We start from the raw sequence: 14,306 nt of genomic DNA, 5'->3' as shown, positions 1-14,306 counted from the left end.
GGAATTTTGCGATGAACGTTGCTGTGGCAAAGACCGGAAACGGCCGCGCGGTGAGCGATCTGTTCGCCAGCGCCGAAGGCCGTCTGCCGGGTTCGCCTTCCGTGATCGCCGTGCGCCGCGAGGCGTTCGAGACCTATGAGCGTCTCGGCCTGCCGCACCGCCGGATCGAGGAATGGAAATACACCGATCTGCGCGCGCTGGTCGGCGAGGTGCTGCCGCTTGCGGCTGCACCCGATGCGGCTGCGTTGAAGCGCGCTGCGGACGCCGTGAAAGCGCACGCGATCGCGGGCGCCCGTAAGCTGGTGTTGGTCGACGGCGTGTTCGCTCCCGATCTCTCGGACGTCAAGGCGCTGGCCTCCGAGGTGAGCGTTAAGACCTTGCGGGAGACGCTGGAGAAGGATTCCGGTCTGTTGAGGACCGCGGCCACCGATGCGGTGATCGCGCTGAACGCGGCGATGGCGACCGACGGTGTCGTGCTTACGGTCGCCGACGGCGTGCAGCTCTCCGCGCCGATCCAGATCATCCACATCGCGATCTCGTCTTCCGCGTCGACGTTCACCCGCTCGCAGGTCGCGGTCGGGAAGGGCGCTCGTGCCACCATCATCGAGAGCTTCGTCGCGGCCGGCGCCAAGGCTTACCAGGTCAGCGATGCCGTCATCCTCTCGGTCGGCGACAACGCCGACGTCGCGCATATCCGCCTGATGGACGATTCGCCGGATGCGGTGAACATCACCTCGCAGTTCGTCACGGTCGGTGCGAACACGAAGCTGAATTTCTTCAACATGACCACCGGTGCTGCGGTCAGCCGCCTGCAAGGCTTCATCACGCTGGCGGGCGAGGGCAGCGAACTCTCGGTCAACGGCGTGAACCTGTTGCAGAAGACCGAACATGGCGACACCACGCTGGTGGTCGACCACGCCGTGCCGAATTGTGTGAGCCGCGAGGTCTTCCGCGCCGTGATCGACGACCGTGCGCATTCGGTGTTCCAGGGCCGCATCATCGTTCGTCCCGATGCACAGAAGACCGACGGCAAGATGATGATCCGCGCGCTGCTGCTCTCGGACGAAGCGGAAGCCGACAACAAGCCCGAGCTCGAGATCTTTGCTGACGACGTTTCCTGCGGCCATGGCGCCACCGCCGGCGCGCTAGACGACAGCCTGCTGTTCTATCTAAAGGCGCGCGGTCTGCCGGAGAAGCAGGCCCAGGCGCTGCTGATCCAGGCTTTCGTCGGCGAGGCGATCGAGCAGATCGCCGACGATGATCTGCGCGAGCACGTGATCGGCATTGCCGAGCGCTGGCTGGAGCGGCGCCAATGAGCACGCATCCGGCAGTCAAGAACGGCTCTTACGACGTCGCGCGCGTGCGCCAGGATTTTCCGGCGCTGGCCATGCAGATCTACGGCAAGCCGCTGGTCTATCTCGATAACGCGGCTTCTGCGCAGAAGCCGAGCGCCGTGCTCGATCGCATGACGCAGGCCTACACCTCCGAATACGCCAACGTGCACCGCGGCCTGCATTATCTCGCCAACGCCGCGACCGAAGCCTATGAGGGCGGCCGCACCAAGGTGGCGCAGTTCATCAACGCTGCCCGGACCGAGGAAGTGATCTTCACCCGCAATGCGACCGAGGCAATCAACCTCGTCGCCTCGTCCTGGGGTGAACCGAACATCAAAGAAGGCGACGAGATCGTCATCTCGATCATGGAGCACCACTCCAACATCGTTCCCTGGCATTTCCTCAGGGAACGCCATGGTGCCGTGATCAAATGGGCGCCGGTCGACGACGAGGGCAATTTTCTCATCGAGGAATTCGAGAAGCTCCTGACATCGAAGACCAAGCTGGTCGCGATCACGCAGATGTCGAATGCGCTCGGCACCATCGTTCCGGTCAAGGACATCGTGAAGATCGCTCACGCCCGCGGCATCCCCGTGCTGGTCGACGGCAGCCAGGGCGCCGTGCATCTGCCCGTCGATGTCCAGGACCTCGGCTGCGACTTCTACGTCTTCACCGGCCACAAGGTTTACGGTCCGACCGGCATCGGCGTGCTCTGGGCCAAGTACGACCACCTCGTCGCGATGCGTCCGTTTAACGGCGGCGGCGAGATGATTCGCGAAGTCTCGCGCGACATCGTCACCTATGGCGATCCCCCGCACAAATTCGAGGCCGGCACGCCGGCGATCGTCGAGGCCGTCGGGCTTGGCGCCGCCATCGACTACGTCAATTCGATCGGCAAGGAGCGTATCGCCGCGCACGAGCACGATCTCGTCACCTACGCCCAGGACAAGCTGCGCGAGATCAATTCGCTGCGGCTGATCGGCACGGCACGGGGCAAGGGCCCGGTGATCTCTTTTGAGCTCAAAGGCGCCCACGCCCATGACGTCGCCACCGTGATCGACCGCCAGGGCATCGCGGTGCGCGCCGGCACCCATTGCGTGATGCCGCTTTTAGAGCGGTTCAACGTCACAGCCACATGCCGAGCGTCGTTCGGCATGTATAATACGCGGGAAGAAGTCGATCATCTGGCACAGGCGCTGTTGAAGGCGCGGGATTTGTTCGCATGAGTGACACGGCCGAAATCAAAGCCAATCCGATGGAAACCCAGTCGGCACTGCCGCCTGAGGAGACCGAGCGTTTGACCACCGAGATCATCGCCGGGCTCAAGACCGTGTTCGACCCGGAAATCCCGGCCGATATCTACGAGCTCGGCCTGATCTACAAGGTCGAGATCAAGGACGATCGTTCCGTCGACGTGAAAATGACCCTGACGACGCCGAATTGTCCGGCCGCCGGCGAGTTGCCGACGATGGTCGAGAACGCGGTCGCCAGTGTCCCCGGCGTCGGCGTGGTCGACGTCAAGGTGGTCTGGGAACCGGCCTGGACGCCGGAACGCATGAGCGACGAGGCCCGCCTCGTGCTCAACATGTGGTGACGCGTAACCCTGGCTTTAGATTCTCGTTAGATCCTTGGCATTGAATTCGCTCGGCAACGGACCACATCACTGACATGACACAGATATCGTCGGGTTCAACACCAGCATCCACTCCGAAGCCGCGGCGGCCGCGCCCGCAGGTGATGCGGCTGACGGACGCTGCTGCCCAGCGCATCAACGAGCTGACCCAGCGGGCCGATTCCGAGATCGTGGGCCTGCGCGTCGGCGTCAAGAACGGCGGCTGTGCCGGCCAGTCCTACACCGTCGAATACGCCCACGATGTCCGCCCGACCGACGAGGTCGTTGAGGACAAGGGCGTCAAGATCCTGGTCGATCCCAAGGCTGTGCTGTTCCTGCTCGGCACCGAGATGGACTACAAGGCCGACAAGATGCAGGCCCAGTTCGTCTTCAACAATCCCAACCAGATCTCGGCCTGCGGCTGCGGCGAGTCGGTCGAGCTGCGCCCGGCACAGATCGACGGGTAGTTTTTCCGTCCTTGCGAGGAGCACTTGCGACGAAGCAATCCAGACTGTCTCTGCGGCGACAATCTGGATTGCTTCGCTTCGATCGCAATGACGGCGGTGGTATGAAGGCTGGGCTGCTCGCCCCGGGAAGCCTGCCATGGACCGCGAATTCCTGATCGACCTGTTCGCCGATTTCGGCCCCGTCGCCATCCGAAAAATGTTTTCCGGCTACGGCATCTCCGCCGACGGCATCAATTTCGCCCTGTCTCTGCGTGCCGGCTTGTTCTTTCGCGCCGACGAGATGACCATCCCGGACTTTGAAGCGGAAGGCTCGAAGCCATTCCAATACGCGACCCGCGCCAAGACGGTGCTGGTGAACTCCTACTGGGAGCTGCCGGCCCGCCTGTTCGACGATTCCGAGGAGCTTGCGCAGTGGGCGAAGGCGGCTCTCGCCGCCGCCCAGCGCGCCAAGGTGAAGAAGCGGCCCAAGGTCAAGAAGGCGGCGAAGAAGGCCGCCAAGCCTGCGAAAGCGCGGAAGAAGGCGAGCAAAAAGAAAGCGGTTGGGAAGCGCGCCAGGCGACTGGGTTAGGCTCAGTCCACGGCCTTTGTCAGGCCAACCCTCATGTCTTTGGCGATGTAAACGCAGACACCGTCAGCCAGCACGCGGCCGTCGGCAAATCCCAGGACCAGCCTGCCGCGCCTCACCTGGCGCATGACGACCTCGTAGCGCACGCATCGTGTGTCCGGTGTGATGGAGCCCGTGAACTCCACCTCGCCGACGCCGATCGCGCGGCCCTTGCCCGCTGAGCCCGACCAACCGAGCCAATAGCCGATCATCTGCCACATGGCATCCAGTCCCAGAGACGCCGGCATCATGGCATCGCCGCGAAAGTGGCAATCGAAGAACCAATGGCCTGGCGCGATGTCGAACTCGCCGACGATATGGCCCTTGCCGAACTTGCCGCCGTCCAGGCTGATCTCCGTGATGCGGTCCATCATCAGCATTGGCGGCGCCGGCAATTGCGCGTTGCCGGGACCGAAATAGCTGCCCTCGCTCGATCTCAGCAGGTCGTCTCTGGTGTAGGACGGTTGCGGCGTGTGAAAATCATGCGGGTTGGGCAAGACGACAAGTCCTCCGGATGCTCGCAGTCGGACGCCTCGAGACGGCGAGGGAGATGTCGTTCGTCAGGCCAGAATGTCAAGCGCAGGTGGCGGTGCGCGGCTTCGGCGTCACGCCACCCGGTTGTGCGTCTCGACCGCGAATTCCGGATCGGCCTCGCAGATCACGCGGTTGCGGCCGTTGCGTTTGGCGGCGTACAGGCAGGCATCCGCGCGTTCGATCAGCGCATCGGTGTCGTCGCCCTGCTTCAGCATGGAGACGCCGATGGAGATGGTGACGCGGCCTAGGATTTCGCCGGTGGACTTCTTTTTCAATTCCTTGGCCATCACGGCGCGGCGGATGTGATCGGCCACCGTGAGGGCCTGGCGCAGCGCGGTGTTGGGCAGCACGACCGCGAATTCCTCGCCGCCATAGCGCGCGGTGATGTCCTGGCCCTTGATGGTCTGCTTCAGCGACAGGCCGACCAGCCGCAGCACCTGGTCGCCGGTGAGATGGCCGTAGGAATCGTTGAACGACTTGAAATGATCGATGTCGACCAGCAGCAGCGACAGCGGATCGCCGGAGGCGAGCGCGCCTTGCACGGCCATGTCGATCATGCGATCGAAATATTTGCGGTTGCCGAGCCCCGTCAGCGGATCGGTCAGGCTCTCGGCGCGGATCGCCTCCAGGCTCTGCTGGAGGTTGCTGATTTCGCTCTTCGACAGCGTCAGCCGGTCTTCCAGCGCCTTGTTGGTCTCGCGCATCTCGCTGGTCGAATGCAGCAGCGTCTCGACGATCGACTTGATCTGCTCGCGGCTCTTGGCCGATGATAGCTTTTCGGTCGCGCCCGACAGGCTGGCATCGTAGGAGCCGGTCATCCCGAGCGCGTCACCGAGTACCTTCATCACGTCGTCGATCTCGCCGATGACGCGCGCGCCGACCTTGTCGATGCGGTCGGTGGTCTTGATGTGGGAGAGGTAGGTCTCGTAGATCTGATCGAGATCGGCTTCGGTCAGCGTGCCGCTCCGCGCCAGTGTCTCGTTGATGATCTTGTTGAGCGGGGCATTGTAGCCGGTGGCGTAGACGAACCAGATCTCGTAATTGCGGGGAATTGCGGTCTGTCGTAGCGATCGGATCTGACCGAGCGCCACCTCGGCGAACGCCATCGTGCGTTCGTGTTCGTCGAGCACCTTGACCACGGAACATACCCCACAGCGATCGGCGTGCCGTCGACCGCAGCAATACTTAAATTATGTTCGTAGGCTAACGGACGATCGTGAACGCCCCGTAAATATACGTCCACGAATACGTCCACGAATACGTCCAGAAAAGTGCGCGCAAGCTTATTTCAACCAAAGCCGGGCGCGCATCGGGCTTCAGGCGCCGGCTGGGGAGCGAACCGGACGCAGCAGAAAGGCCGGCAGATGCGAGTGGTCGCCCGGCTCGCTGTCGGCCTCGCGTTGGCGGCGCGGCTCGGGACGGCCGATCGACGGCACATGCGACGGATTGGCCTGCTCGCGCGCACCGTCACGCGGCTCTGATGATGGCTTGGCTTCGCGCGGAGGCCTGGCTTCACGCGAAGGTCTGGCTTCACGCGAAGGTCTGCCTTCACGCGAAGATCTGGCTTCACGCGGAGGCCTTGCCTCGCGCGCGGGCCTTGCTTCGGAAGCGGGCCTTGCTTCGGGAGCGGACCGTGCTTCGGCTGAAGGCTGTGCCTCGCCACGCGCTTCGCGCGGCTCCTGGCTGCGCTCGCGACCGCGTTGCGGCTTGCCGCGTCCGCCGCGTGAACGTTCACGGCCGCGCTGCTCGCGCGGACGCTCGCTCGCATCGGAAGCATCGGTGCGGACTTCGAAATCGCCTTCGGCGCGCGGAATGCTCTGTCCGATCAGCTTCTCGATCGCCACCATCGACTTCTGGTCGGGCGGCGTGACGAGCGAGATCGCCATGCCGGACCGGCCTGCGCGACCGGTGCGGCCGACGCGGTGGACATAGTCGTCGGGATGGTGGGGAACGTCGAAATTGAAGACGTGGCTGACCTCGGGGATGTCGAGGCCGCGGGCGGCGACGTCGGATGCGACCAGCAGCGGCAGCTCGCCCTTGCGGAACTGTTCGAGCGCCGCCGTGCGGGCCGACTGATCCATGTCGCCGTGCAGCGCGCCGACGCTGAAGCCGTGCTTTTGCAGCGATTTATGAACGACGGCGACATCGCGCTTGCGATTGCAGAAGATGATCGCGTTCTGGAGATCCTTGGCCTCGCGGAGCAGTCGGCGAAGCAGCTCGCGCTTCTCGTGCGCCTCGCGCCCGGCCGGGACCTGACACTGCGTAACCGTGACAGCGGTGGTGGCGGGCTTCGATACCTCGATCTTCTGCGGATTGTGCAGGAAGGTTTCGGTGATGCGCCGGATCTCCGGCGGCATGGTCGCGGTGAAGAACAGGGTCTGCCGCGTGAACGGGACGAGCTTGCAGACGCGCTCGATGTCGGGAATGAAGCCCATGTCCAGCATGCGGTCGGCTTCGTCGATGACGAGCAGCTCGACGCCGGTGAGCAGCAGGCCGCCGCGCTCCGTGTGGTCGAGCAGGCGGCCGGGAGTGGCGATCAGCACATCGACACCGCGCGTCAGCTTGGCATCCTGGTCGCCGAAGGAAACGCCGCCGATCAGGAGGGCGACGTTGAGTTTCTGGCCCACGCCGTAGCGGTCGAAGTTTTCCTTCACCTGCGCCGCGAGTTCGCGGGTCGGCTCAAGGATCAGCGTGCGCGGCATGCGCGCCCGGGCGCGGCCCTTTTCGAGAATGGTGAGCATCGGCAGCACGAAGGCGGCGGTCTTGCCGGTGCCGGTCTGGGCGATGCCGAGAACGTCCTTGCGAGCAAGGACGTGAGGGATCGCCTGTTCCTGAATGGGGGTGGGGGTGGTGTAACCGGTGGCCGCCACTGCGGCGAGGACCTTTTCGGATAGTCCGAGATGGGTAAAAGACATTGAGCCTCTGGTCGAAACCGCCGTTCGGATTCGAGGGTAATAAGGCTGTCGCGTTCCACCCCAAAACGGCGCGCTCTCAAAGAAGCTGGGGGTGCTGACTCACGCGAACAAAGCGCCAAGCTCAGGAATCGCTCTTCGATACCGAGCCGCGTCGACCCGGAACATAGGGGGGAATCGGCCAAAGTCAATGGAGCAGCCGCGGGAAGGCCCTAAAAAACCTGAGGTTTTCGCTCAAATAGCGGGCGAGGCTGCGGTTTTCCGCCCAACCCAGCGGTCGGCCGGAGCTGTCCAAACGTCGGCTAACGCCCTTCCGGACCCTGGGCGCGGAAGTCGCCGGGGGCCATCCCATAGGCGGCGTTGAAGACCCTGTAATAGGTCGCGAGGCTGTCGAAGCCGCAGGCGGTCGCGATGTCGGCGATCAGCCGGTCCGGGGCTTCGCGCATCAGGCGGCGGCTCTGGTTCAGGCGTTCGTCCGTCACGGTTTGCGAAAAACTCTTGGCCGCGCTTTCGAACAGCATGTGCAGGTGACGGACCGACACGCCGAGAAGGTCGGCCACCATCGCCGGCGCCATATCCGGGTTTTGCAGGTGACGCGCGATCAGGCGTCGTGCCAGCGAGAGCCGGGCGATCCGCAGCGCGGCCTGCCCGAGGCGGCTGCCGGGCCGCAGGACGCCGCGCTCGATCAGTGCCAGATGGGCTAAAGCCTGGACGAGGGGGGCGGCATCGGCGGCGCCGTCATCACCCGCGGCAACCGTACCGAGATCGGCAAAGCAGGCGTCGAGCAGGGGCGCGAGGCTGGGATCGACGGACGTCCGGGGCGCAAGCTCGCGCATGCGCTTGTCCTGCGTGGAGAGACCGCTCACGGGAATCTTCAGGATCCGCAGGTGGAAGCCTCCCGCGCCCAGCGGCGCGGCGCGGTAAGGCTGGTCGGTATGGCTGGTGGCGAAGCTGCCGTTGGCGATTGTGAAGTCGCTGCCGCGCATGCCGCCGAACCAGGCTCCGCTGCCGAGCTGCTGATAGACACAGAGGCTGTCGCCCGGCGCGTCAGCGATGTCGGTCATGCTGCGCTCGACCGTGTAATGCGAAGCCTTCAGCTCGACGAGGCCGGCTCCGCCAAGCTGACACAGCGAGAATTCGCCGAAGAAGTCCGCGCGGCGTTCGCGCTCGAGTTCGACGGTGACGCCGAACAGGCCCTTGGCGCGCACCTCGCGCCAAAAGTCGAAGCGGTCGTGCGGCTCGACCTCGTCGGTGCACCAGCGATACACGGCGTCCCCTCGCTTCCAGCGGAATTGCCCACAAGAATTGACCGAGAAAAAGCAAATTCCGGTGGCATCTACCATAGGCTAGACGACAGACCTGAGTCCTCAGGGCTGTTGAACCAGCGCTATGGCTGGGCCGACTATCACATCAACGATGCGGTTCCCATGAACCGCTGTTCGAAGGAACCGGCGTGGGCCGTTCTTGAGGGATTTTCGATGACACGTCGGCTTTTCAGAGTACTGGCAGCGCTTGGCCTCGCGGCCGGCCTCAGCGGTTTCGCGCTTCCCGCCTGTGCCGAGAAGCGCGTCGCGCTCGTCGTCGGCAACAACGACTATAGGAACGTTCCGAAGCTGCTCAAGGCGGTCAACGACGCCCGCACCATGGGCGATACGCTGAAGCAGCTCGGATTCTCGGTGATGCTCGCCGAAAACCAGAGCCGGCAGCAATTTTCGGAGACGCTGCTTGCGTTCGATCGGACGATCGAGCCCGGCGACACCGCGTTCTTCTTCTATGCCGGCCACGGCTTCGAGATCGCAGGCCAGAATTACCTGCTGCCGACGGACGTGCCGGCAGCGACGGAAGGGCAGGAAGAGCTGGTGCGTGACGCCTCCATCCTGGCCGATCGCATCGTCGAGCGCCTCCAGAACAAGAAGGCGCGAACCTCGATCCTGGTGTTCGACGCCTGCCGCAACAACCCGTTCGAGCGCAAGGGTACCCGCGCCGTCTCCGGCGGTGGCGGGCTTGCCCCGATGGTGCAGCTGCCCGAAGGCGTGTTCTCGGTCTTCTCCGCGGGCCCGCGCCAGACCGCGCTCGACCGCCTCTCCAACGACGACGCCAATCCCAATTCGGTGTTCACGCGCACCTTCGCCAAAGAGCTGCTCCAGCCCGGCGAGAACCTGGTGCAGGTGGCGCAACGTACGCGCCGTCTCGTCAGCGAGATGGCCGACACCGTCAAGCACAGGCAGGTGCCGGTCTATTTTGATCAGATGGTCGACGACGTCTTCCTCAGCGGCATCGCCAAGGATGTCGCCGCGCGCCCGGCCGATCCGCCGGCGCAGAAGCTCGCGGCGCTGCCGCCAGTGTCGGTGCCGCGCGTGCCGAAGGAGGAGACCACCAACGCGCCGATCGCGAGCTTCTCGCGCCACAATGGCGGCTGGAGCGTGGTGTTCTCCTTTGCCGATCCGACGCTTGGCGTTTCCTGGCGCATGGCCGGCAATGGCGATTTCCGCGAAACCGGCTTCATCGATACGCTCGACCCGCGCACGCGCAAGAGAATGCCGAACCCGTCGATCGAATTGCCGCCGGACGCGCAGGCCGGCACCATTGAGGTCCGCTATGTCGACCAGTCCGGTGACATGCAGGGGCCGTTCCCGATCAGGTTCGATCCCGAAGCCGCGCTGATCCGCGACCAGCGCAAGATCCTCGACATCACCGCGACGAGCTGGCTGTCATTCCGCGAGTTCAACGGGCTGCTGGTCTACTACACGCACCTCGTGTCTTACCGCTGCGCCATCCGCGAGGTGCGCATCGGCATCGACACCGCCGTTCCGAACCAGGTGTTGAAGATGCCGGGCTGCGACATGCGCGATCCCAGTGCGATCAGCGCCGGCATGCCGCTCTACATGAAGCTCGCGCCGGCAACGCAGTTCATCTCGGTGGAGCTGACCTATCGCGACGGCAGCGTGTCGGAGATCAAAAGCTTCCGCAGCGCGAACCGCAGCAATAATTGATGAGGCGGCCGAAGGCGTCGCGCGCGCTTCTTGTTACCCGCGGCGCTTCCTGATGAAGCTCTTGAGCTTCTCCTACTCCTCGTACGGATAGCCGTTCCGTTCGATGCGCACCGGCGCAAGCGGCGGCCTGCGCGGTGCGATCATGATCAAGACGAAAAGCACGTTGATCAGGATCCAGACGCCGAGCAGTATGAGGATTGTCTGCACTGCAATTTCCTGAATGAGTCGGAATTGGCGTAAAGGCTAACGGCCATTCACAATCGCGGCAAATGAATCTTGCTTGCTGCACTGCACAGAAACCTTGACCCTAAATGAGAACCCGGCCGTGAAACCCGATACGTCGCAGAATCTCCAAGGCGCCTCGCTGAAAGTGCGGTGTTGCATCGTCGGCGGCGGACCGGCGGGCATGATGCTCGGCTATCTTCTGGGGCGCGCCGGCATCGATGTCGTGGTGCTGGAGAAGCATGCGGATTTCTTCCGCGACTTCCGCGGCGACACCGTGCATCCCTCGACGCTCCAGGTGATGGACGAGCTCGGCCTGATCGACGGATTCCTGAAGTTGCCGCATCAGCGCTTGCAAAAGATGGACGGCCTGTTCGGCGGTACCCCCGTTCGCATCGCCGATCTCAGCCGCCTCCGCACCAAGTACCCCTTCATCGCCTTCATGCCTCAATGGGATTTCCTGAACTTCCTGCGCGAGGCCGGCCAGCGCTTCGCCTCGCTGAAGGTGATGATGAACACGGAAGCGGTCGATCTGATCCGCCGCGGCGAGACCATCGCCGGCGTGCGGGCGAATACGCCGGACGGCATCGTGGACATCGAAGCCGATCTCACCATCGCCTGTGACGGCCGGCATTCGACCGTGCGCCAGCGTTCCGGCCTCGAGGTCGAGGAGATCGGCGCGCCAATGGACGTGCTGTGGTTCCGCGTCGGCCGCAAGGCGAACGAGACCGAGAACGTGTTCGCGCGCGTCGAGCCCGGCAAGATGATGATCACCTTCGACCGCGGCGACTACTGGCAATGCGCCTATGTCATCGCCAAGGGGCAATACGACGCGGTGAAGGCGAGGGGATTGCAGGCGCTGCTCGACGACGTCGTTCGCATGGCGCCGATCCTGAAGAGCGGCATTGCCGATGTGAAGAGGTTCGACGATTTCAAGCTGCTCACCGTCGCGATCAACCGCCTGCCGCGCTGGACGCGGCCCGGCTTGCTTCTCATCGGCGACGCCGCACATGCGATGTCGCCGGTCGGCGGCGTCGGCGTCAATCTCGCCGTGCAGGATGCGGTCGCGACCGCAAATTTGCTGGCGGACAAGCTGCAAAACGGCTGCCCGTCGGAGAACGAACTCGATGCCGTGCGCCGTCGCCGCGAATTCCCGGTGAAGATGACGCAGCGAATGCAGATGATCGTGCAGAACAACATCATCAGCGGCGCCTTGCAGGGCGGCGACCGGCCGCTGAAAGTGCCGCTGATCGTGCGCCTCATCACCGCGCTGCCGTGGCTCCAGGGCATTCCGGCGCGTCTGCTCGCGCTCGGCGTCCGGCCCGAGCACGTGCAGTCGAAGGCTGCGCCGGCACGGTAGCGCAAGGACTCGGTAGGGATAACGCGGCGTTAAATCGCGCTCAGCGCGTTGCCTGCGTACAACAGTTCAGATGGATTGAAGGCGCGCTGCTTGCCAATCCGGCGTCTTAACTGTCTTGATTCAAATTTGAGTAAGAACTGCGTGTGAGCGTGCACCCATCAAAGGACACGGGGTGTACCATGCGTAACAAGTTGATTGCCGCCTTCGCCTGCACGACCGCTCTGGTTTCGACCGGCGCCGCTTCCGCCGCCGATCTCGGTGCGCGCTACACGAAGGCGCCCGCCTATGCGGAGCCGCTGTTCAACTGGACCGGCTTTTATGTCGGCGGTCACATCGGCGGAGCATGGACCAACGAGCAGTTCATCAACAACGGGACCGGCGCGCCGTTCGGCGATCTGACCCCGGGGCAGGGCTACCGTCAGCGCAACTCCGGCATCCTGGGCGGCGCCCAGATCGGCTACAATTGGCAGGCCAACAACTACGTGTTCGGTATGGAAGGCACGATCTCGGGCCTCGACAACAAGGGCTCGTTCTTGAACACCGCGTTCGGCGCGGGTGACGACGTGTTCTCCTGGCGCGCCAATGTGCTTGCCACCGTCGTCGGTCGCGCGGGCTTCGCCGTGCAGAACAACCTGTTCTACATCAAGGGCGGCTATGCCGGCGTGAACAACCGTCTGTCGGTCACCGATACGGTCGGTCCGGCCACCGGTTCTGGCGGTCAGACCCATTGGGCCAACGGCTGGACCGTCGGTGCCGGCTGGGAATACGGCATCACCCGCAACTGGATCGTCGGCCTCGAATACAATTACGCAGCTTTCGGTAGCCAGACCTATCAGCTCGGCGGCACCTCGGGCAATTACAGCTTCGATGCCAAGCCGCGCGACCTCCAGTGGGCCGTCGTGCGCGCCAGCTACAAGTTCGACGCGCCTGTGATCGCCCGCTACTGAGTGGGTCAACGAACGACCAAGCAACCATAAAAGACGATCACTGCCCAAATTCAAAAGCCCCGGCATTGTCCGGGGCTTCTTTTTTGTGTGCAGGTTTCTGGCGTACGGCCTACGCCATCACCGAGAACCCGCCATCGACGGGGATCGCGGTGCCGGTGACGAAGTTTGACGCGGACGAGGCAAGGAACACCGTGATGCCGGCGAAGTCGTCGATGTCGCCCCACCGCCCCGCCGGCGTGCGTGCCAGCACCCGCTCGTGCAATCCCGATACCTGCTGCCGCGCACCGCGGGTCAGGTCGGTGTCGATCCAGCCGGGAAGGATGGCATTGACCTGGATGTTGTCGGGCGCCCACGCATTGGCGCAGGCGCGCGTGTACTGAACGATACCGCCCTTGCTCGCCGCATAGGCCGTTGCGAAGCTCGCGCCGAAGATCGACATCATCGAGCCGATGTTGATCACCTTGCCGTTGCCGGACGCCTTCAGCGCCGGATAGGCCAGCTTCGAGCACAGGAAGGCGCTGGTGAGGTTGGTGTTGATCACCGTATTCCATTCGTCGAGCTCGAGCTCGTGCGGCGGCTTGCGGATGCTCATGCCGGCATTGTTGATGAGGATGTCGATGCGGCCGAGATCCCCGACGACACGCTCGACCATCGCGGCGATGGCCGCCTTGTCGGTGACGTCGGTGGCAACGCTGATCGCCTTCACACCGCGTTGACTGAGATCGGCCACGGCGGCGGCCGATTTGGTTTCGTTGCGTCCGACCACGGCGATGTTGGCGCCGGCATCGGCGAGGCCGCGGGCCATGCCGAGCCCGATGCCGCCATTGCCTCCCGTGACGATCGCGACCTTGCCGCGGAGATCGAACCGACTGGATGTCATGCTGCTATTCCCTGGTTTCTTCTATTGGTTACTCTGCCAGATCAGCACCAGCCCAAAGCCTGCCATGGCTGCGCCATAGCCGGCCCATTGCAACTGGTTGACCATGAAGCTCGATCGCGGCCACGCGACGGTGCCCGTGCCCTGTCCGATCCAGAGCAGCCCGACGGCAAGGGCAAACAGGCCTGCTACAAGCAGAAATCTGCGCATGCATTCCTCCCCATAGGTCCGCTTCTGTCGTGACGCGGCATGACCACTGCCGCGGCCCGAAAACTTGGCGGGAGACTAGCCGTAGCCGTGGTTCGGATACAATGGCCGCTGATGCAGGCCGCAGGGCGGATGCATGTCCATACGCAAGTTGCCAGAAAGCCAGCTTTGGAGACGCCTACCCAAAGCTGAAGGTGGGAATCAGCCGCTGAAGCACCGCACAACGAAAAAGCCCCG

15 protein-coding genes are annotated in these 14,306 nt (G+C 63.9%); 8 read left to right on the top strand and 7 right to left on the bottom strand.

Translation table 11 applies throughout. From position 1 onward, the window contains the following. The first annotated feature begins 11 nt into the window (after nucleotides 1-11). From sufD to IVA75_RS21900, 5 genes are all read left to right on the top strand, one after another. Nucleotides 12-1,316, top strand: coding sequence for a Fe-S cluster assembly protein SufD (gene sufD / locus IVA75_RS21920; RefSeq protein ID WP_247286207.1), 1,305 nt, complete (start codon nucleotides 12-14; stop codon nucleotides 1,314-1,316). Further along, nucleotides 1,313-2,560 carry a cysteine desulfurase gene (locus tag IVA75_RS21915; RefSeq protein WP_247286205.1) on the top strand — a complete coding sequence of 416 codons (1,248 nt, stop codon included), beginning with the start codon at nucleotides 1,313-1,315 and terminating at the stop codon, nucleotides 2,558-2,560. The genes sufD and IVA75_RS21915 overlap by 4 nt, the downstream gene beginning before the upstream one ends. Further along, complete coding sequence (locus IVA75_RS21910) at nucleotides 2,557-2,928, top strand: SUF system Fe-S cluster assembly protein (RefSeq protein ID WP_027569862.1); 372 nt, start codon at nucleotides 2,557-2,559, stop codon at nucleotides 2,926-2,928. The genes IVA75_RS21915 and IVA75_RS21910 overlap by 4 nt, the downstream gene beginning before the upstream one ends. Before the next feature lie 74 nt (nucleotides 2,929-3,002). Then, the gene (locus IVA75_RS21905; protein WP_081747958.1) at nucleotides 3,003-3,413 is read left to right on the top strand and encodes an iron-sulfur cluster assembly accessory protein; all 411 of its coding nucleotides are present in this window, start codon (nucleotides 3,003-3,005) and stop codon (nucleotides 3,411-3,413) included. A gap of 136 nt (nucleotides 3,414-3,549) precedes the next feature. Then, complete coding sequence (locus tag IVA75_RS21900; RefSeq protein ID WP_247286203.1) at nucleotides 3,550-3,981, top strand: TfoX/Sxy family protein; 432 nt, start codon at nucleotides 3,550-3,552, stop codon at nucleotides 3,979-3,981. 2 nt (nucleotides 3,982-3,983) lie between these two features. On the opposite strand, the gene fabA is transcribed toward IVA75_RS21900, so the two are convergent. The 4 genes from fabA to IVA75_RS21880 form a co-directional block, all read right to left on the bottom strand. Continuing rightward, nucleotides 3,984-4,514, bottom strand: a complete 531-nt coding sequence (fabA, locus tag IVA75_RS21895; protein ID WP_247286202.1) for a bifunctional 3-hydroxydecanoyl-ACP dehydratase/trans-2-decenoyl-ACP isomerase — start codon at nucleotides 4,512-4,514, stop codon at nucleotides 3,984-3,986. Between the two features lie 108 nt (nucleotides 4,515-4,622). Then, nucleotides 4,623-5,690, bottom strand: coding sequence for a GGDEF domain-containing protein (locus IVA75_RS21890; RefSeq protein WP_247286200.1), 1,068 nt, complete (start codon nucleotides 5,688-5,690; stop codon nucleotides 4,623-4,625). A gap of 177 nt (nucleotides 5,691-5,867) precedes the next feature. Next, nucleotides 5,868-7,466, bottom strand: coding sequence for a DEAD/DEAH box helicase (locus IVA75_RS21885; RefSeq protein WP_247286198.1), 1,599 nt, complete (start codon nucleotides 7,464-7,466; stop codon nucleotides 5,868-5,870). 299 nt (nucleotides 7,467-7,765) lie between these two features. Further along, complete coding sequence (locus tag IVA75_RS21880) at nucleotides 7,766-8,731, bottom strand: AraC family transcriptional regulator (protein ID WP_247286196.1); 966 nt, start codon at nucleotides 8,729-8,731, stop codon at nucleotides 7,766-7,768. 210 nt (nucleotides 8,732-8,941) lie between these two features. On the opposite strand from IVA75_RS21880, the gene IVA75_RS21875 reads away from it, so the two are divergent. Beyond that, on the top strand, nucleotides 8,942-10,456 hold the full coding sequence (locus IVA75_RS21875) for a caspase family protein (RefSeq protein ID WP_247286194.1): 1,515 nt from the start codon (nucleotides 8,942-8,944) through the stop codon (nucleotides 10,454-10,456). Between the two features lie 72 nt (nucleotides 10,457-10,528). Here the strand turns inward: IVA75_RS21875 and IVA75_RS40195 are convergent, their stop codons facing one another. Next, on the bottom strand, nucleotides 10,529-10,663 hold the full coding sequence (locus IVA75_RS40195; protein WP_256379190.1) for a hypothetical protein: 135 nt from the start codon (nucleotides 10,661-10,663) through the stop codon (nucleotides 10,529-10,531). A 118-nt stretch (nucleotides 10,664-10,781) separates the two neighbouring features. Here IVA75_RS40195 and IVA75_RS21870 point away from each other — a divergent pair, with 118 nt between their 5' ends. Further along, on the top strand, nucleotides 10,782-12,038 hold the full coding sequence (locus IVA75_RS21870) for an FAD-dependent oxidoreductase (protein WP_247286192.1): 1,257 nt from the start codon (nucleotides 10,782-10,784) through the stop codon (nucleotides 12,036-12,038). A gap of 179 nt (nucleotides 12,039-12,217) precedes the next feature. Then, complete coding sequence (locus tag IVA75_RS21865; RefSeq protein WP_027569870.1) at nucleotides 12,218-12,985, top strand: outer membrane beta-barrel protein; 768 nt, start codon at nucleotides 12,218-12,220, stop codon at nucleotides 12,983-12,985. A 109-nt stretch (nucleotides 12,986-13,094) separates the two neighbouring features. On the opposite strand, the gene IVA75_RS21860 is transcribed toward IVA75_RS21865, so the two are convergent. Further along, nucleotides 13,095-13,865 (bottom strand): glucose 1-dehydrogenase, encoded by a 771-nt coding sequence (locus tag IVA75_RS21860; RefSeq protein ID WP_027569871.1) that lies wholly within the window; start codon nucleotides 13,863-13,865, stop codon nucleotides 13,095-13,097. Between the two features lie 21 nt (nucleotides 13,866-13,886). Then, a complete protein-coding gene (locus IVA75_RS21855; protein ID WP_007591540.1) occupies nucleotides 13,887-14,072 on the bottom strand; it encodes a hypothetical protein in 186 nt (61 codons plus the stop codon). Nucleotides 14,073-14,306: the final 234 nt, after the last annotated feature.

It is taken from the genome of Bradyrhizobium sp. 134 (assembly GCF_023074155.1).
In the GTDB taxonomy this organism is placed as follows: domain Bacteria; phylum Pseudomonadota; class Alphaproteobacteria; order Rhizobiales; family Xanthobacteraceae; genus Bradyrhizobium.
This window is presented reverse-complemented; position numbering and strand designations above follow the sequence as displayed.